15 protein-coding genes are annotated in these 17,727 nt (G+C 62.1%); 8 read left to right on the forward strand and 7 right to left on the reverse strand.

The features are described from left to right. Positions 1 to 14 precede the first annotated feature (14 nt). Positions 15 to 1,640 (reverse strand): methyl-accepting chemotaxis protein, encoded by a 1,626-nt coding sequence (locus tag M5C01_RS10915; protein ID WP_152738092.1) that lies wholly within the window; start codon positions 1,638 to 1,640, stop codon positions 15 to 17. Between the two features lie 191 nt (positions 1,641 to 1,831). Here M5C01_RS10915 and M5C01_RS10920 point away from each other — a divergent pair, with 191 nt between their 5' ends. Continuing rightward, positions 1,832 to 2,836: a DUF4917 family protein gene (locus M5C01_RS10920; RefSeq protein WP_152738548.1), complete on the forward strand. Its 1,005-nt coding sequence runs from the start codon at positions 1,832 to 1,834 to the stop codon at positions 2,834 to 2,836. 35 nt (positions 2,837 to 2,871) lie between these two features. Beyond that, positions 2,872 to 3,831, forward strand: a complete 960-nt coding sequence (locus M5C01_RS10925) for a FecR domain-containing protein (RefSeq protein ID WP_152738089.1) — start codon at positions 2,872 to 2,874, stop codon at positions 3,829 to 3,831. A gap of 25 nt (positions 3,832 to 3,856) precedes the next feature. Here the strand turns inward: M5C01_RS10925 and M5C01_RS10930 are convergent, their stop codons facing one another. Together M5C01_RS10930 and M5C01_RS10935 are read right to left on the reverse strand one after the other, a co-directional pair. Beyond that, on the reverse strand, positions 3,857 to 4,162 hold the full coding sequence (locus M5C01_RS10930; protein WP_103498159.1) for a ribbon-helix-helix domain-containing protein: 306 nt from the start codon (positions 4,160 to 4,162) through the stop codon (positions 3,857 to 3,859). 14 nt (positions 4,163 to 4,176) lie between these two features. After that, positions 4,177 to 4,758, reverse strand: a complete 582-nt coding sequence (locus M5C01_RS10935; protein WP_103498158.1) for a DJ-1/PfpI family protein — start codon at positions 4,756 to 4,758, stop codon at positions 4,177 to 4,179. 205 nt (positions 4,759 to 4,963) lie between these two features. Between M5C01_RS10935 and M5C01_RS10940 the strand changes: the two genes are divergently transcribed. Then, positions 4,964 to 5,875: a DMT family transporter gene (locus M5C01_RS10940; protein WP_152738086.1), complete on the forward strand. Its 912-nt coding sequence runs from the start codon at positions 4,964 to 4,966 to the stop codon at positions 5,873 to 5,875. Here the strand turns inward: M5C01_RS10940 and M5C01_RS10945 are convergent. From M5C01_RS10945 to M5C01_RS10960, 4 genes are all read right to left on the reverse strand, one after another. Beyond that, positions 5,863 to 7,080 carry an SAM-dependent methyltransferase gene (locus M5C01_RS10945; RefSeq protein WP_152738083.1) on the reverse strand — a complete coding sequence of 406 codons (1,218 nt, stop codon included), beginning with the start codon at positions 7,078 to 7,080 and terminating at the stop codon, positions 5,863 to 5,865. The two genes, M5C01_RS10940 and M5C01_RS10945, sit on opposite strands and share 13 nt — an antisense overlap. A 54-nt stretch (positions 7,081 to 7,134) precedes the next feature. Further along, positions 7,135 to 7,752, reverse strand: coding sequence for a hypothetical protein (locus M5C01_RS10950; RefSeq protein ID WP_152738080.1), 618 nt, complete (start codon positions 7,750 to 7,752; stop codon positions 7,135 to 7,137). 29 nt (positions 7,753 to 7,781) lie between these two features. Beyond that, positions 7,782 to 8,489: a TPM domain-containing protein gene (locus M5C01_RS10955; RefSeq protein WP_103498154.1), complete on the reverse strand. Its 708-nt coding sequence runs from the start codon at positions 8,487 to 8,489 to the stop codon at positions 7,782 to 7,784. A gap of 67 nt (positions 8,490 to 8,556) precedes the next feature. Further along, the gene (locus M5C01_RS10960) at positions 8,557 to 9,168 is read right to left on the reverse strand and encodes a LemA family protein (RefSeq protein ID WP_152738077.1); all 612 of its coding nucleotides are present in this window, start codon (positions 9,166 to 9,168) and stop codon (positions 8,557 to 8,559) included. A gap of 245 nt (positions 9,169 to 9,413) precedes the next feature. Here M5C01_RS10960 and bglX point away from each other — a divergent pair, with 245 nt between their 5' ends. The 5 genes from bglX (at position 9,414) to M5C01_RS10985 (ending at position 17,614) form a co-directional block, all read left to right on the forward strand. Further along, the gene (gene bglX / locus M5C01_RS10965; RefSeq protein ID WP_152738074.1) at positions 9,414 to 11,705 is read left to right on the forward strand and encodes a beta-glucosidase BglX; all 2,292 of its coding nucleotides are present in this window, start codon (positions 9,414 to 9,416) and stop codon (positions 11,703 to 11,705) included. A gap of 158 nt (positions 11,706 to 11,863) precedes the next feature. Then, a complete protein-coding gene (locus tag M5C01_RS10970; protein ID WP_152738071.1) occupies positions 11,864 to 13,627 on the forward strand; it encodes an ATP-binding protein in 1,764 nt (587 codons plus the stop codon). Further along, positions 13,624 to 14,955 (forward strand): sigma-54 dependent transcriptional regulator, encoded by a 1,332-nt coding sequence (locus M5C01_RS10975; RefSeq protein WP_152738068.1) that lies wholly within the window; start codon positions 13,624 to 13,626, stop codon positions 14,953 to 14,955. The genes M5C01_RS10970 and M5C01_RS10975 overlap by 4 nt, the downstream gene beginning before the upstream one ends. Positions 14,956 to 15,276: 321 nt before the next feature. Next, complete coding sequence (locus M5C01_RS10980; RefSeq protein WP_152738065.1) at positions 15,277 to 16,599, forward strand: MFS transporter; 1,323 nt, start codon at positions 15,277 to 15,279, stop codon at positions 16,597 to 16,599. Between the two features lie 445 nt (positions 16,600 to 17,044). Continuing rightward, on the forward strand, positions 17,045 to 17,614 hold the full coding sequence (locus tag M5C01_RS10985; protein ID WP_152738062.1) for a hypothetical protein: 570 nt from the start codon (positions 17,045 to 17,047) through the stop codon (positions 17,612 to 17,614). Positions 17,615 to 17,727: the final 113 nt, after the last annotated feature.

Below are 17,727 nucleotides of genomic sequence, written 5' to 3' on the forward strand. Positions count from 1 at the left end.
CGACCGCCAGGGACTCAAATCGAGAACTGCGTGACCACCTTGTTCAATTCCACCGCGAGCTTGGACAGCTCATGACTGGCCGCCAGGGTCTGGCTCGCCGCCGATGAGCTCTGGATCGACAGATCGCGGATACTGATCAGGTTCTGGTCCACCGACCGGGCGACCTGGGCCTGCTCCTCGGAAGCGGTCGCGATCATCAGGTTGCGGTCGTTGATCTCGCTGATGGCCTGGGCAATTTCGGACAAGGCCGAACCGGCTTCATGGGCAATCAACAGCGTCTTGTCCGCCTCTTCATTACTACGTTGCATCGAGACCACCGCCTGCCCGGTCCCGTTCTGGATGGCACCGATCATCTGTTCGATTTCCTGGGTTGAAACCTGGGTACGGTGCGCCAGGGCCCGCACCTCATCAGCAACCACGGCAAAGCCACGGCCCTGTTCACCGGCCCGGGCGGCTTCGATGGCGGCGTTGAGCGCCAGCAGGTTGGTCTGTTCGGCGATGGCCCGGATCACATCCAGCACCTTGCTGATGTTCTGGGCCTGCTGCGCCAGGGATTCGACTTCCTGCCCGGTGGCCTTGACGGTCGAACTCAGGGTTTCGATGGAGGCAATCGTGCGATGCACACGGTCCGCCCCGGTACGGGTCGAGACTTCGGAACGCTGGGTGGACTGCGAGGCCGCCACGGCATTGCGGGCCACTTCCTCGACCGCCGCGGTCATTTCATTGACCGCCGTGGCGGCCTGGTCGGTCTCCAGGCTCTGGCGTTGAATACCGCGATTGGACTCGCCGGTCACCGCGCTCATTTCTTCCGCGGCCGACGCCAACTGCGTGGAGGAGTTACTGATATGCCGCAGGGTATTTTTCAGGCTGGCCTGCATGGCCGCGGTCGAGGCCTGCAGCTCGGCCAATTCGTCCTTGCCGTCCACCTGTACTTCGGTGCGCAGGTCGCCCTCGGCGATCTTCCGGGTCGAGCCGAGCAACAAGCGCAACGGGCCGGTCAGGCTGCGGGTAAAGATAATCGCCAGCAATACCGTCAAGACGCAAGAAACGACAATGATGGCGATAGTCAGATAAAAACCGCCGTCGAACTGCTGCTGGGCCGTGATACCGGACTGCACGGCACCATCGTCATTGATTTTTTCCAGCGCCTCGATGTTGGTTTGCAGCTCATTGACCAAAGGCGGGATCACGTTATTGAGCAGAACAAGCGCCGCTTCGGCTCCCTTCTCGCTGGCGATCTGCAACGTCTCGGCGAGTTTCTGCTCATAGAGGTTGGCATTACGCTGTACCGCCTCGTAGACCGCTTGCTCCTCGGGGCTCGAGACCAGCGGTGCATAGGCCTTGATCTGCTGATCGAGTGTGGCCTTAAGTTCCTGGATACGGGCGGCTTCGGTCTGTTTCATCTGGGCATCGGTGGCCGTGACCAACCGAAAGCTCTCCAGGCGTATCCGATAGAAGGTCAACTCGACCCGCCCGGCCTGTCGCAGGCTGGCCATCCAGTTGTCCTGCAAGTCGACCGCCGCCTCGCGAATCAGATGCATTTTCCATAACGCCAGCACGCCCAGGGCAATCAACAGCAGTGTGACAAAGGCAAAACTCAGAAAAGCGCGTGTGGCTATTTTCAGGTTTCTGACTGACATATCGATCACCCTTTATGTGGCATTCCATTGCACTGGAAAAAACACCCAAAAGAGATATCACTACGATATCACCGGAAAAGACACCCCGTGGAAAAAATCTCCCGGCACGGAATGAGGAAATGACTCTAGAGGGCCCGTGTTAAAGTCCGCCGCTGATCCTCCTCAGATTTGGCAACCGACGAATGGCAACGATGGAACTCCAGGCATTTGATACAACGTTAGAAGACTGGAACGCCCTGCGCGCCGAAATCGCCTGCAGCGGCCTGTTGATCGGCAACGGCGCGAGCCGGGCAATGTGGCGGGCATTTGCCTACGACTCGCTGTTCGAGCTGGCCCAGACCACCCGTAACCGTCCGCTGGGGCTGAGCGAGCTGGCGGTGTTCAAGGCCCTGGAAACCAGCAACTTCGAACAGGTGCTCAGCGCCCTGAAAAGCACCATCCGGGTCAATGCGGCGCTGACCATCAGTTCGTCGTCGCCGCGCAATCGCTACTTCGCGGTCAAGGAAGCGCTGATCCATGCGATCCGCTCGGTGCATATCCCCTGGATGCGGGTGCAGCCCGAGAGCCTGGCGCTGATCAATGCCGAACTGAGTCGCTACCGCACCCTTTACTCGACCAACTACGACCTGCTCACCTACTGGGCGATCATGCAGGCACCCGAGCCGTTCGACGATCTGTTCCGCACGGACGACTCGACCTTCGACCTGGGCGACCTTGATGCCCGTGGCACCCGCGTCCTGTACCTGCACGGCGGCCTGCACCTGGTGAAGAACCTCGACGGCAGCACACGCAAGCTGACCTCCTCGGAAAGCACCCTGCTGGGCAGTTTCGCGATCAATACCCTGGGCGATGTGCCGTTGTTCGTCAGCGAGGGGAATGCGCAGGACAAGCTCAAGGCGATCCGTCATTCGGATTACCTGTCGTACTGCTACGGGCAACTGGCCGGGCATCAGGACGCCCTGTGCATCTTCGGCCACAACCTCGGCGCGCAGGACCGGCATATCGTCCAGGCCCTGCTGGATGCGCGAATCCAGACCCTGGCGATTTCGATCTACCCACGCAGCCAGGCCTTTATCCAGCATCAGAAGCGCCACTTCACCCAGCTGTTCGAGGGCCGGGAAGTGACGCTGCGGTTTTTCGATGCCAAGAGCCATCCGCTGGGTAACCCGCAACTGCTGGTCCCTCCCGAGGCCTGAGATACCCGCCCGATGAACAGCAGGAAGTCGTCAGAATGAGCCGCGTCATCGACATCACACTCGATGGAAACAGCATCGATGCCCAGGCCGCGAGCTGGTTCGCCCGTCACCGCGACACGCCCGAACAGTCACCGGACAGGGCGTTCGAAGAATGGCGGGCAAAGCCGGAGCATGCCCGGGCCTATGCCGAGTTCGAAGCACTCTGGGCGGACCTGGCGCAACTGCGCCAACTGAACCAGCCGGCGTTGCCGGCCCCCCGGCGCAAGAACCTCTGGCGACCGGCCCTGGCCACGGCGGCCGCGCTGTTGTGTGCATTGCTGAGCGCCAATCTCGGCGCACCAAACACCCCGTACCGGCATCAGGTCGCCGCCCATGCCCAGGGCACCCGTACCCTGAAGCTGCCGGACGGCAGCACCCTGTACATCAACGCCAATACCCGACTGCGCATCAACTTCCGCTCCCGGCAACGGGATATCTACCTGGATCAGGGCCAGCTCTACCTGGAAGTGGCCGCCGACAAGGAACGCCCATTGTGGGTGCATGCCGGCAACGCCCGGGTGCGAGTGGTGGGCACCGCTTTCGATGTGCGCCGCGGCCAGCGCCAGTTGGTGGTCAGCGTCGCCCACGGCCAGGTGGCTTTCGAGCCGGAAGGCGATCCGAGCAGCGCCACCCTGCTCGAAGCCAGGCAACGGGCGATCTTCGACTACGCCAAAGGTACGCTGCAACAGCAAACCCTGAGCAGCGAGGAAGTCGCCGATTGGCGCAGCGGCCACCTGACCTTTCGCAACCGCGAACTGGCCAGTCTGCTCGATGAACTGAGCCTCTACCGCAGCAAACCGGTGCAACTGGCGGACGGCCCGCTGGCGCACTTCAAGGTCTCCGGCAACCTCGACGTGACAGACCCGGACGCTCTGCTCAATGCCCTGCCCGCCTTGATCCCGGTGAAAACCGTGGCCCTGGACGATGGTCAGGTCAGGATCGAAAGCCGCAAATAGCCGCCGGCCGGGATCGTGTTATTTTTCACCCCGCGTTCGAACGGACCACACTGAGCTCCGTTACCTGGGCCCGACGCTGGCTCAGGTAGCGGGTGCAACTGACTCGCAGGAAGGAGGCGAAATTCAGCACCTCCCCGCGAAAGTCCATCACTTCTTCGTAGAGCCGGGTGATCAACTGGTTGGTGGTCATGCCGTCGGCCTCGGCGATCTCGCCGAGGATGTCCCAGAACTGGTTTTCCAGGCGCAAGGTGGTCACCACGCCACGGATGCGCAGCGAGCGGGAACGCGATTCGTAGAGAATCGGATCGGCCTTGACGTAGAGCTCACACATGACCCAACCCTCCCTTACAAGGTGATCCTGGTACCCAGCAACCCGAGGAACGCCGCCAACCAGCTCGGATGCGCCGGCCACGCCGGGGCGGTGGCGAGGTTGCCCTGGACGTGGGCCTGGGTCACTTCGATATCGATATAACGACCACCGGCCAGCCGCACTTCCGGAGCACAGGCAGGATAGGCGCTGCACTCACGACCGTCGAGAATCCCCGCCGCCGCCAGCAACTGCGCGCCATGACAAACCGCGGCAATCGGCTTGCCGGCATGGTCGAAGGCCTGTACCAGTTGCAGGACTTTGTCGTTCAGCCGCAGGTATTCCGGCGCACGGCCACCGGGAATCAGCAACGCATCGTAGTCGGCGGCATCGACCTTGGCGAAATCAAAGTTCAGGGCGAACAGATGCCCCGGCTTTTCACTGTAGGTCTGGTCGCCCTCGAAGTCATGGATCGCGGTGCGCACGGTCTGGCCGGCGCTTTTGTCCGGGCACACCGCATGTACCTGGTGACCGACCATCAGCAGGGCCTGGAACGGCACCATCACTTCGTAGTCTTCGACGTAATCGCCAACCAGCATCAGAATCTTTTTCGCGGCCATGGGGTGAACTCCTCTGGTTAAACACTTGGGCAGACAAGAGTAGTCAAGGTAGACCCTATACACGCAGGCGGGTAATCACCGGCTACTACGCAGGCGGTCCCACGAAAAACTGTATGGACAACTCTCTACCCAGCTGTAGCGGCGAGCCGTCGGAGCTTTATGGCTAGATGACAGTCCCTGTTTCCCTGATGACTGGCCAACGTTTATGTCCTCCCGTGAAAACACCGGCATGCTGCTCGGCCTGCTGGGTGTAGTGATCTTCAGCCTGACCCTGCCCTTCACCCGCGTCGTGGTGCAGGAAATCCATCCGCTGCTCAACGGCCTCGGTCGCGCCCTGATCGCCGCCATTCCCGCGGCGGCGCTGCTGCTGTGGCGCCGGGAAAAGTGGCCGACCTGGCGCCAGGTCAAAGGCCTGTCACTGGTGATCATCGGGGTCATCCTGGGTTTTCCGGTACTCTCGGCCTGGGCCATGCAGACCCTGCCGGCCTCCCACGGCGCCCTGGTCAATGGCCTGCAACCCTTGTGCGTGGCGTTGTACGCGGCCTGGTTGTCCCACGAGCGGCCATCAAAGGCCTTCTGGGCCTGCGCGGCCCTGGGCAGTGCGCTGGTGCTGGGTTATGCGCTGATCAGCGGGGCCGGGAGTATCCAGCCCGGAGACCTGTTGATGATCGGCGCCATCGCCCTCGGCGGCCTGGGCTATGCCGAGGGTGGACGCCTGGCCCGGGAGATGGGCGGCTGGCAGGTGATCTGTTGGGCGCTGGTGCTGTCGGTGCCGATCCTGATCGGCCCGGTGCTGTACCTGGCCTGGCAGCACCAGGGCGCGATTTCCGGCAAGACCTGGTGGGCCTTCGGTTATGTGGCGTTGTTCTCGCAGTTTCTCGGCTTTTTTGCCTGGTACGCCGGGCTCGCCCTGGGCGGTATCGCCCGGGTCAGCCAGATCCAGCTGTTGCAGATTTTCTTCACCATTGCCTTTTCGGCGCTGTTCTTCGGCGAACACGTCGAGCCGATTACCTGGCTGTTTGCCGGTGGCGTGATCATCACCGTGATGCTCGGGCGCAAGACCAGCGTCCGCCCGGCGCAACCGGGCGGTTTGCCGGCGGGGGTTCAGCTCAAGTAGCCGTCGGCCCGCAGCAGGGTTTCCAGGCAGTGCTCGTGGATGTGATAGAACGCCTTCAACTCCCCGATCTTCACCAACAATTGCGCCGGGTCCACAGGCTCGGCGCGCTTGACCGCGAGGATCATCTTGTTCTTGTTGGTGTGTTCCAGGGAAATGAACTCGAAGACCTTGGTCTCGTAGCCGCAGGCTTCCAGGAACAGTGCGCGCAAGCTGTCGGTGACCATCTCCGCCTGCTGCCCCAGGTGCAGGCCATATTGCAGCATCGGCTTGAGCAACACCGGACTCTGGATCTGCAAGCGGATCTGCTTGTGGCAGCACGGCGAGCACATGATGATCGCCGCGCCGGAGCGGATACCGGTGTGGATCGCATAGTCGGTGGCGATATCGCAGGCATGCAAGGCGATCATCACCTCCAGCTCGCTCGGCGCCACGCTGCGCACATCGCCGCATTTGAACACCAGCCCAGGATGCTCCAGGCGCGCCGCCGCCGTATTGCACAGGTTGACCATGTCTTCGCGCAACTCGACCCCGGTCACCTGGCCTTCGACCTGCAAGGTATTGCGCAGGTAATCGTGGATGGCAAAGGTCAGGTAGCCCTTGCCCGAACCGAAGTCCGCGACCCGCACCGGCTGGTCGAGCTTGATCGGCGAGTGGCTCAGGGCATGGGAAAACACTTCGATAAATTTGTTGATCTGCTTCCACTTGCGCGACATCGCTGGAATCAGCTCGTGCTGCGGGTTGGTCACCCCCAGGTCGGTAAGAAATGGCCGGCTGAGTTCCAGATAGCGATTCTTCTCGCGATTGTGCTCGGCGGACGGCACTTCCCGCGTCTGCTGGGCCTTGCCCTTGAACAGGGTGCTCTTGCCCTTCTTGCTGTACTCCAGTTGCACTTCGTCGGTGAGTGACAGCAGGTGGGCGTTCTTGAAGGACGCCGGCAGCAGCCCGGCGATGATCGCCTGGCCTTCGGCGAGGGCGAAGTTCTTGGTGATATCACGGGTCTTGTAGCGATAGACAAAGGACAGGCACGCCTGCTCCTTGACCGTCACCTGCTTGATGATCAGCCGTTGCAGGTCCGCTTCGTCGCCCACGTACTTGGCCAGCACCAGCTTGATAAAAGCGTTCTGCGCCAGACCGGTCTCGAGCAACTCGAGAAACTGTGCGTGATGGTCCGGCACGGACTGGGCGGGGGTTGCAGTAGCTGACATGTAAAGGGCGCCTCGGGCGTGCGGGAGTCGGATCAGGGAATAGCGGCTATTGTATCAGCCCAACAGGACCAACCGGTTAGGCAACTCGTTGCGTGCCTGGGTCACCGGCACATGAGACTTGAGCAGTTCGCCGCAGGACTCGATGCAGCTGATAAAGCCCTGCAAGGTCTGCCCCTGTTTGACCCGCTCGGTGAAGGCCTTGACGATGGGCTCCCAGGCGCTGTTGTCGAGCCGTTTGGAAATGCCCTTGTCCACCAGGATTTCGACATACCGCTCGGCCTCGCAGACAAAAATCAGGACACCGGTACCGCCAACGGTATGGTGCAGGTTCTGTTCGAGAAACTGCCGCCGGGCCAGGTTCGATGCCCGCCAGTGCCGCACCGAACGCGGAATCAGCCGGCTGGTGATCGACGGGATGCGGAATACCAGGCACAACACGATAAAGCTGCTCCACTGCACTGCCAGCAGGCTGTGGCTGTTCAGCCAGCCGAAGACGAAGTTGAGCAGCCCGGGGACCAGCAGCGCCGCCAGGCTGGCCCACAGCAACGGGATATAGGCATAGTCGTCGGCACGCCGCGCCAGCACCGTCACCAGTTCCGCATCGGTCTGCTGCTCGACCCGGGTAATCGCTTCGGCAACCTGCCGTTGTTCGTATTCAGTCAGTAAGGCCATGGTTGTGCACGCTCTCTAATAATGATGGATTACCAACTGCCCGATGATCCGCCGCCACCGAAACCGCCACCGCCACCGCTGAAGCCACCGCCGGAACGTCCGCCACCGCCGCCGCCAAAACCTCCCGAGCCGCCCCTCGGGCCATAGCCCATCAGTTGCATCATCGCGCAGATCAGCACGAAGAGAACCATGAGGAAGCCGATCAGTACCGGGTGCCGCGATCCGAAATCCCCTTCGGGCTCGGTTTTCTCCACCATCGGACTGCCCAGGACCTTGAGCATCGCGTCGACCCCGGAACTGATGCCGCTGGAAACATGGTCGCGTTTGAACTGCGGCACGATCAACTGGTTGATGATCAAGGATGACTGGGCGTCGGTCAGGCGGTCTTCCAGGCCATAACCCACTTCAATGCGCACCTTGCGCTCGTCCCGGGCGACGATCAGCAGCGCGCCGTTGTTCTTGTCCTTCTGGCCGATGCCCCAGTGACGCCCCAACTGGTAACCGTAATCCTCGATGGTCGCGCCTTGCAGGTTCGCCACGGTGACCACCACGATCTGCTCGCCGGTGGCCTTCTCATGGGCCTGCAACTGCTGATTCAAGGCCTCGCGCACCGGCGCGTCGATCATCTGGGCGCTGTCCACCACCCGCCCGCTCAATTCGGGAAACTGCAAATCGGCCCTGGCCGTCAGCGCCAGCGTGCAGAGCAACAGCCACAGGGCACCTTGGAAAATACGCATGCCTACCTCGTTCGTGATGAAGCAGGATCCAGCGCTGCCACAATTCAGCACGGCAACGCCCATCGGGTTACTGGAACTTCACCTGCGGTGCTTTATCGGCGTCCTGGGCGGTCGCCTCGAACGTCGGGCGCAACGGCAGGTTGCTGTACATCAGGCTATGCCAGAGGCGGCCGGGAAAGGTGCGGATCTCGGTGTTGTACTTTTCCACACTGAGGATGAAGTCACGTCGCGCCACACTGATACGGTTTTCCGTGCCTTCGAGTTGGGACTGCAGGGCCAGGAAGTTCTGGTTTGACTTCAGATCCGGGTATCGCTCCGAGACCACCATCAGACGACTGAGGGCGCCGGTCAACTGGCCCTGGGCGTCCTGGTACTGCTTGAGCTTCTCGGGATTGTCCAGGGTGCTGGCATCGACCTGGATCGAGGTGGCCTTGGCCCGCGCCTCGACCACCGCGGTCAGGGTTTCCTGCTCCTGCCTGGCATAACCCTTGACCGTTTCCACCAGGTTCGGGATCAGGTCCGCGCGCCGCTGGTACTGGTTCTGCACCTGAGCCCAGTTGGCCTTCACCTGTTCGTCATAAGTGGGAATATTGTTGATGCCGCAGCCAGCCAACAACGTCGCCAGCAATGCCAGTACGGCAAATCTGCAACTCGAACGTAAGCCCTGTTGTGCCTGCATGCTCGAAACCCTCCTTGAAACGTTAAAAAGAGAAAAATCCCAGGATTTTTCGTACGCGGGACTCAGGCATAATCCGCCACCGCCACTGGAATGTGTGAAGCCAATCAGCTAAAAGATGCCCAGCGCGAAAAACAGTTCACAACTGTGCTGGATTATTAGCACAACAAGAGTCGCTCCCTATAACTAAACAGCCCGGCCAGTGCGCAACGATTGATCGCCGGACCGGGCCCCCGAGATAATCATTCATGAAGAAGCTGTGTTTGCTGGGCCTCGCTATTGGCCTGGCCAGTCTCCCGGTAGTGGCTGACACAAAGCCCGCCTCCCTGGAAAACAAGGACGCTTTCATCGCCCAGTTGATGAAGCAGATGACCCTCGAGGAAAAGATCGGCCAATTGCGTCTGATCAGTATTGGCCCGGAAATGCCCCGGGAACTGATCCGCAAGGAAATCGCCGCGGGCAACATCGGCGGCACCTTCAACTCCATCTCCCGCCCGGAAAACCGTCCGATGCAGGACGCTGCCATGCGCAGCCGGTTGAAGATCCCGATGTTCTTCGCCTATGACGTCATCCACGGCCACCGGACCATTTTCCCCATCAGCCTGGGCCTGGCGTCGAGCTGGGACATGGACGCCATCGGCCATTCCGGACGCATCGCCGCCCAGGAAGCCAGCGCCGACAGCCTGGACATCACCTTCGCGCCGATGGTCGATATTTCCCGCGACCCGCGCTGGGGCCGGACCTCCGAGGGCTTCGGCGAGGACACCTACCTGGTCTCGCGCATCGCCCAGGTGATGGTCCACGCCTACCAGGGCAAGAGCCCGAGCGAACCGGACAGCATCATGGCCAGCGTCAAGCACTTCGCCCTCTATGGCGCGGTGGAAGGCGGTCGCGACTACAACGTGGTCGACATGAGCCCGGTGAAAATGTACCAGACCTACCTGCCGCCTTATCGCGCCGCGATCGACGCCGGCGCCGGCGGGGTGATGGTTGCCCTGAACTCGATCAACGGCGTGCCCGCCACTTCCAACACCTGGCTGATGCAGGACCTGCTGCGCAAGGACTGGGGTTTCAAGGGCCTGGCGGTGAGCGACCACGGGGCGATTTTCGAACTGCTCAAGCATGGCGTTGCCAAGGACGGGCGCGAAGCGGCCAAGCTGGCGATCAAGGCCGGCATCGACATGAGCATGAACGACTCGCTGTATGGCAAGGAGCTGCCGGGGCTGATCAAGTCTGGCGAAGTGCCGCAGAGCGACCTGGACAACGCCGTGCGTGAAGTGCTCGGCGCCAAGTACGACATGGGCCTGTTCAAGGACCCGTACCTGCGTATCGGCAAGGCCGAGGATGATCCGGCCGACACCAATGCCGAAAGCCGCCTGCACCGCAGCGATGCCCGCGACATGGCACGCCGCAGCCTGGTCCTGCTGAAGAACCAGGGCCAGACCCTGCCACTGAAGAAGTCGGCGAAGATCGCCCTGGTTGGCCCGCTGGCCAAGGCCCCGATCGACATGATGGGCAGCTGGGCCGCCGCCGGCCTGCCGGCGCAATCGGTCACCCTGTATGACGGCATGAGCCGTGCCCTGGGCGACAAGGGCCAACTGGTCTATGCCCGCGGCTCGAACATCACCGCCGACAAGAAGGTCGTGGATTACCTGAACTTCCTCAACTTCGCGGCTCCGGAAATCGTCGATGACCCGCGCCCGGCGCAGCAGATGATCGACGAAGCAGTCAAGGCCGCGGAGCAGGCCGACGTGGTGATCGCCGCGGTGGGCGAGTCGCGGGGCATGTCCCACGAGTCGTCGAGCCGTACCGACCTGAACATCCCGGCCAGCCAGCGTGAACTGATCAAGGCCCTCAAGGCCACCGGCAAGCCGTTGGTACTGGTGCTGATGAACGGCCGTCCGCTGACCATCGGCCACGAGCAGGACCAGGCCGCTGCCGTGCTGGAAACCTGGTTCAGCGGCACCGAAGGCGGCAACGCCATTGCCGACGTACTGTTCGGCGACTACAACCCGTCGGGCAAGCTGCCGATCACCTTCCCGCGCTCGGTCGGCCAGGTGCCGATGTACTACAACCACCTGACCATCGGTCGTCCGTACACCCCGGGCAAGCCAGGCAACTACACCTCGCAGTATTTCGACGAGGAAAACACCCCGCTGTACCCCTTCGGCTACGGCCTGAGCTACACCGACTTCAGCCTGAGCGGCATGGCGCTGTCTTCGAGCACGCTGAACAAGAGCGGCAAGCTCGATGCCAGCATCACGGTGAAGAACACCGGCAAGCGTGACGGCGAGACGGTGGTGCAGCTGTATATCCAGCAGGTCGCCGGTTCCATGATCCGTCCGGTCAAGGAACTGAAAAACTTCCAGAAGGTGATGCTCAAGGCGGGCGAGCAGAAGGTCCTTCACTTCAGCATCGACGAGGAAGACCTGAAGTTCTACAACACCCAGTTGAAGTACGCCTCGGAGCCGGGCAAGTTCAACGTGCAGATCGGCCTGGACTCCCAGGATGTGACGCAGCAGAGTTTCGAGTTGTTGTAAGCCCTGCCACTGACCGCTCTTGTGGGAGCGGTGCTTGCCCGCGAAGCTTTTGGCGACCTCAAGGTCCCTTTCGCGGGCAAGCTCCGCTCCCACAAGTCAGCGCCTAGCTGATTCGACATGCTATCTTTCCCGCCCCTCCCCAGCCTGTCGTTGCCCGTATGTCGCCGCTTCCTCGTCCCCTGCGTCTGGCGTTCTACACTCTGCTGATTGTCGCCGGTACCGTCCTGGCCGCCGGCTGGGCCGTGCATCGCGCCGAACAACAGGCCCTGGTCGACGACGCCTCGCGGGGCAAGATGCAACTGACGCTTTACGCCAACGCCCTGCACACCCTGATCGAACGCTACCGCGCCCTGCCTGCCGTGCTCGCCCTCGACCCGCAATTGCGCGCGGCCCTGGCCGGCCCCATCGATGCGGCAGAACAGGACGCCCTGAACCGCAAACTGGAACGGATCAATGGCGCGGCGCGCTCTTCCACCCTGCAACTGCTGGATCGCAATGGCCTGTCGGTGGCTGCCAGCAACTGGAGCCTGCCGAGCAGCTACGTCGGTCACAACTACGGCTTTCGCCCTTACTTCAACCAGACCCGTGTCGAAGGCAGCGGGCACTTCTATGCCGTGGGCGTGACCAGTGGCATTCCCGGTTATTTTCTCGCCAGCGCGGTAACCGGCGACAACGGCGAATTCCTCGGCGCCATGGTGGTGAAACTGGAGTTCCCGGAACTCGAGCGTGAGTGGAGCAAGGGCAACGACACCCTGCTGGTCAGCGATGCCCGGGACATCGTGTTTATCGCCAACCAGCCCGGCTGGCGCTATCGCCTGCTGCGCCCGCTGCGTGACAATGACCGCAGTGAAATCGGCAGCACCCGGCAATATGACAAGCAATCCCTCAGCCCCCTCGAATACCGCCCCTTGCGAATGTTCGGCGACAACAGTTACCTGACCCGGGTCGACGGCCCGGACGGCAGTGCCGACTACCTCTGGGAGTCGCAGCCACTGCCTCCGGAAGACTGGACCCTGCACCTGCTGCGCAAACCGCAGATGGCCGCCGAGGAACGACGCAATGCCGCACTCGCCGGTGCCGGCCTGTGGCTGGCCCTGGTGTTTCTGCTGCTGTTCCTCAGCCAGCGCTGGCGCCTGGCGCGCCTGCGCCAACGCAGTCGCGAAGAGCTGGAGCGTCTGGTGGAGGAACGCACCCGCGACCTGCGCACCGCCCAGGACGGTCTGGTGCAATCGGCCAAACTGGCGGCGCTGGGGCAGATGTCCGCCGCCCTGGCCCATGAAATCAACCAGCCGCTGACCGCCCAGCGCATGCAATTGGCGACCTTGCGCCTGCTGCTCGACCATGGCCGGATCGAGGACGCCTACCAGGCCCTCGCCCCCCTGGATCAGATGCTGACCCGCATGGCGGCCCTCACCAGTCACTTGAAGACCTACGCCCGACAAAGCCCCAGCGGCCTGCGTGAGCCCCTCGACCTGGCCGGCGTGGTCGATCAGGCGTTGCAACTGCTCGACCCGCGTCTGCGTGAAGACGCGGTCAGCACGGTGCTGCACCTGACCCGCCCGGCCTGGGTCCGGGGTGACGCGATTCGTCTGGAGCAGGTGCTGATCAACCTGTTGCGCAATGCCCTGGATGCCATGCACGACAAACCGCTCAAGCGCCTGGAAATCCGTATCGAAGCCCGCCCACCGGTATGGCTGCTGACCGTGGGCGACAGCGGCGGTGGGATTGCCGAGGAACACCTGGGCAAGGTCTTCGACCCGTTCTTCACCACCAAACCGGTAGGCGATGGCCTCGGCCTGGGCCTGGCGGTGTCCTACGCCATCGTCCATGAACTGGACGGTCGCCTGAGCGTCGACAATCGCCACGGCGGCGCCCACTTCAGCCTGACCCTGCCCATTGCCCCGGAGATGGACACTCGATGAACGCCGTGATCGTGGTCGATGACGAAGCCAGCATCCGCACAGCTGTCGAGCAATGGCTGAGCCTGTCGGGTTTCCAGGTGCAGACCTTCAGCCGCGCCGAAGAGTGCCTGGCGCAACTGCCCCGGGATTTCCCCGGGGTGATCCTCAGCGACGTGCGCATGCCCGGCATGGGCGGCCTGGAATTGCTGGCGCGTTTGCAGGCACACGACAGCGACCTGCCGGTGATCCTGCTGACCGGTCACGGCGACGTGCCCATGGCGGTGGAAGCCATGCGCGACGGTGCCTACGACTTCCTGGAAAAACCCTTCAGCCCGCAGACCCTGCTCGCCAGCCTCGCCCGGGCCATGGAGAAACGCCGCCTGGTGCTGGAGAACCGCCAGTTGCATCAACAGTCCGATCACCGCTCCCGACTCGAGCGCAGCCTGCTGGGGGTTTCCCGCAGCCTGCAAACCCTGCGCCGGCAGGTGCTGGAGCTGGCGGCGCTACCGGTCAACGTGCTGATCCGTGGTGAAACCGGCAGCGGCAAGGAACTGGTTGCCCGTTGCCTGCATGATTTCGGGCCGAGGGCCGCCAAGCCGTTTGTCGCCCTCAACTGCGCGGCGATTCCCGAGGCCTTGTTTGAAGCCGAGTTGTTCGGTCACGAGAGCGGGGCTTTCACCGGGGCCCAGGGCAAGCGTATCGGCAAGCTGGAATACGCCGATGGCGGCACCTTGTTTCTCGACGAGATCGAAAGCATGCCGCTGGCCCAGCAGGTGAAGCTGCTGCGGGTGTTGCAGGAGCAGAAGCTGGAGCGGCTGGGTTCGAACCAGAGCATCACGGTGGACCTGCGTATCGTCGCGGCGACCAAACCCGACTTGCTGGACGAGGCCCGGGCCGGGCGCTTTCGCGAGGACCTGGCCTATCGGCTGACGGTGGCGCAGTTGCGCCTGCCGCCGTTGCGCGAGCGTCGCGAAGATATCCCGTTGTTGTTCGAGCACTTCGCCTACGGTGCGGCCGAGCGAATGGGGCGGCCCTCGACGCCGCTGAGCGGGCCGCAGTTGAGCCGCCTGTTGAGCCATGACTGGCCGGGCAATGTGCGGGAACTGGCGAATGCCGCCGAACGTTCGGTACTCGGCCTGGGTGAGTCGGAGCCTGACGCAATCGATCCGGGTCAATCCCTGGCGGCGCAGCAGGAGGCCTTTGAAGCGCAATGCCTGCGTTCGGCCCTGACCCGGCACAAGGGCGATGTCAAAGCGGTACTCGAAGAGCTGCAACTGCCACGCCGCACCTTCAATGAAAAGATGCAGCGTCATGGCCTGGCGCGCGAGATGTTCCTCAAGGACGACTGAACCCCTGCCTGGAAAACACCGCCTATCAACCTGTGGGAGCGGAGCTTGCCCGCGAAGCTTTTAGCGTTCTCAAGGGCCTATTCGCGGGCAAGCTCCGCTCCCACAGGTTGTGCCGTGTTTGTCTGGTTCATGTTTCATCCAGCACATCCCGCATCGGCGATTTTCCGCTTATTGATTTATCACCCATGAGCGGATTTCCGCTCACCAAAACCCGCCAGCCCCTCTAAACCGGGCCTTCCGCCGTTGGCACAGCTCCTGCTATAGCCCTGGCAGGCTGCGCTCGCGCGCGCTCCACAAAAACAATGACTCGAAGGTTCCCTGATGGAAAACTCCTCTACCCTGCCCCTGGGGTCGGCGGCCGCGCCGGCCAAAGAAAGAACCACCTCCAGCCGTCTGAAATCGATCTTCAGCGGTTCGGTCGGCAATATGGTCGAATGGTACGACTGGTACGTCTACGCCGCGTTCTCGCTGTACTTCGCCAAGGTCTTCTTCCCCAAGGGCGACACCACCGCCCAGCTCCTCAACACCGCCGCGATCTTCGCCGTGGGCTTCCTGATGCGCCCGATCGGCGGCTGGCTCATGGGCCTCTACGCCGACCGCAAGGGCCGCAAGGCCGCGCTGATGGCCTCGGTCCTGCTGATGTGCTTCGGCTCCCTGATCATCGCCCTCACCCCGGGCTATGAAACCATCGGCGTCGGCGCCCCGATCCTGCTGGTGGTCGCCCGCCTGATGCAGGGCCTGTCGGTCGGCGGCGAATACGGCACCTCGGCCACCTACCTCAGCGAGATGGCGACCAAGGAACGTCGCGGCTTCTTCTCCAGCTTCCAGTACGTGACCCTGATCTCCGGCCAGCTCATCGCCCTGGCGGTGCTGATCGTGCTGCAACAGACCCTGACCACCGAACAGCTGCAAGCCTGGGGCTGGCGGATTCCGTTCGCCATCGGTGCCCTGTGTGCCGTGGTCGCGCTCTATCTGCGTCGCGGCATGGAAGAAACCGAATCCTTCACCAAGAAGAAAGAAGAACCTAAAGAAAGCCTGATGCGCACCCTGATGCGTCATCCCAAAGAGCTGATGACCGTGGTCGGCCTGACCATGGGCGGCACCCTGGCGTTCTACACCTACACCACCTACATGCAGAAATATCTGGTGAACACGGTCGGCATGAGCATTTCCGACTCCACCACCATTTCGGCGGCGACGCTGTTCCTGTTCATGTGCCTGCAACCGCTGGTCGGTGCGCTGTCGGACAAGATCGGCCGGCGGCCGATCCTGATTGCCTTCGGTATCCTCGGTACGCTGTTTACCGTGCCGATCCTCAGCACCCTGCACACCATCCAGACCTGGTGGGGCGCGTTCTTCCTGATCATGGCGGCGCTGATCATCGTCAGCGGCTACACCTCGATCAACGCGGTGGTGAAGGCCGAGCTGTTCCCCACTGAAATCCGTGCGTTGGGCGTCGGCCTGCCGTATGCCCTGACCGTCTCGATCTTCGGCGGTACGGCGGAATACATTGCGCTGTGGTTCAAGAGCGTCGGCATGGAAACCGGCTACTACTGGTACGTGACGGCCTGCATCACCTGTTCATTGCTGGTATATGTGACCATGAAGGACACCCGCAAGCATTCGCGGATCGAGACCGACTGAGTAACCTGGAAACCGGCGATATACCCCGGTCTATTGCCGTACTCAAAACCTTGTAGGAGCAGGGCTTGCCCGCGAAGCTTTTGGCGCTCTTGAGGCCCCTTTCGCTGGCAAGCCAGGCTCCTACAAGGTTCGGCGTTGTTTGCAAGACCGCGTTCCCCCGTTCACTCACGTCCTTACAGGGCGATCCCGGCGCATTTCTGCGCAATCGCAAAAGAATTATCGGCATTAATAGCCAGTTAATTTCCAAGCGACATTCTGAACCTACGTTAAATCGACCTGGCCCCGGCCCCTTGGCATCACGTTGAATGCCGACCTTTTCTGGCGCCACACATATCGATTTATACGATTGATTTAAGCGTTTATTTGCGCTTTTTAATCAAATTTACAAGCGTAAAATCACTTCCACACCCACTGAACAAAACGAACACCTTCAGGAGCAACCACCATGAAAACCAAACTGATCCTCGCCCTGGCCCTCTCGGTACTGGCTGCCAACACCTTCGCCGCCGATGGTTATGACAAAACCCCAGGCGGTGCCTACACCGTAGCGGCCGATGGTTACGACAAGACTCCGGGCGCCAACGCTGTTGCCGCTGACGGCTACGACAAGACCCCAGGCGCCAACGCTGTTGCCGCTGACGGTTACGACAAGACCCCAGGTGCCAACGCTGTTGCCGCTGACGGCTACGACAAGACCCCAGGTGCCAACGCTGTTGCTGCCGACGGCTACGACAAGACCCCAGGCGCCAACGCTGTTGCTGCCGACGGCTACGACAAGACCCCAGGCGCCAACGCTGTTGCCGCTGATGGTTACGACAAGACCCCAGGTGCCAACGCTGTTGCCGCTGACGGCTACGACAAGACTCCAGGTGCCAACGCTGTTGCCGCTGACGGCTACGACAAGACCCCAGGCGCCAACGCTGTTGCCGCTGATGGCTACGACAAGACTCCAGGCGCCAACGCTGTTGCCGCTGACGGCTACGACAAAACCCCTGGCGCTGCCGCCATCAGCTAATCCGTGCGTTAGCCTTGCAGCCCGGCTTCGGCCGGGCTTAGTTGTTTCTGGGGATCCTGAAAATGCCACGACCCCTTGTAGGAGCCGGCTTGCTGGCGATGACGGCCGATCAG

The organism is Pseudomonas sp. MWU12-2319 (genome assembly GCF_023242525.1).
Classification (GTDB): Bacteria; Pseudomonadota; Gammaproteobacteria; order Pseudomonadales; family Pseudomonadaceae; genus Aquipseudomonas; species Aquipseudomonas gingeri_D.

Bases quoted from the DNA above. Each gene is read 5' to 3' on its own strand.
- M5C01_RS10945 (WP_152738083.1), bottom strand. From the start codon at position 7,080: ATGTCAGCTACTGCAACCCCCGCCCAGTCCGTGCCGGACCATCACGCA.
- M5C01_RS10975 (WP_152738068.1), top strand. From the start codon at position 13,624: ATGAACGCCGTGATCGTGGTCGATGACGAAGCCAGCATCCGCACAGCT.
- M5C01_RS10980 (WP_152738065.1), top strand. From the start codon at position 15,277: ATGGAAAACTCCTCTACCCTGCCCCTGGGGTCGGCGGCCGCGCCGGCC.
- M5C01_RS10960 (WP_152738077.1), bottom strand. From the start codon at position 9,168: ATGCAGGCACAACAGGGCTTACGTTCGAGTTGCAGATTTGCCGTACTG.
- M5C01_RS10940 (WP_152738086.1), top strand. From the start codon at position 4,964: ATGTCCTCCCGTGAAAACACCGGCATGCTGCTCGGCCTGCTGGGTGTA.
- M5C01_RS10950 (WP_152738080.1), bottom strand. From the start codon at position 7,752: ATGGCCTTACTGACTGAATACGAACAACGGCAGGTTGCCGAAGCGATT.
- M5C01_RS10955 (WP_103498154.1), bottom strand. From the start codon at position 8,489: ATGCGTATTTTCCAAGGTGCCCTGTGGCTGTTGCTCTGCACGCTGGCG.
- M5C01_RS10915 (WP_152738092.1), bottom strand. From the start codon at position 1,640: ATGTCAGTCAGAAACCTGAAAATAGCCACACGCGCTTTTCTGAGTTTT.
- bglX (WP_152738074.1), top strand. From the start codon at position 9,414: ATGAAGAAGCTGTGTTTGCTGGGCCTCGCTATTGGCCTGGCCAGTCTC.
- M5C01_RS10935 (WP_103498158.1), bottom strand. From the start codon at position 4,758: ATGGCCGCGAAAAAGATTCTGATGCTGGTTGGCGATTACGTCGAAGAC.
- M5C01_RS10985 (WP_152738062.1), top strand. From the start codon at position 17,045: ATGAAAACCAAACTGATCCTCGCCCTGGCCCTCTCGGTACTGGCTGCC.
- M5C01_RS10920 (WP_152738548.1), top strand. From the start codon at position 1,832: ATGGAACTCCAGGCATTTGATACAACGTTAGAAGACTGGAACGCCCTG.
- M5C01_RS10925 (WP_152738089.1), top strand. From the start codon at position 2,872: ATGAGCCGCGTCATCGACATCACACTCGATGGAAACAGCATCGATGCC.
- M5C01_RS10930 (WP_103498159.1), bottom strand. From the start codon at position 4,162: ATGTGTGAGCTCTACGTCAAGGCCGATCCGATTCTCTACGAATCGCGT.
- M5C01_RS10970 (WP_152738071.1), top strand. From the start codon at position 11,864: ATGTCGCCGCTTCCTCGTCCCCTGCGTCTGGCGTTCTACACTCTGCTG.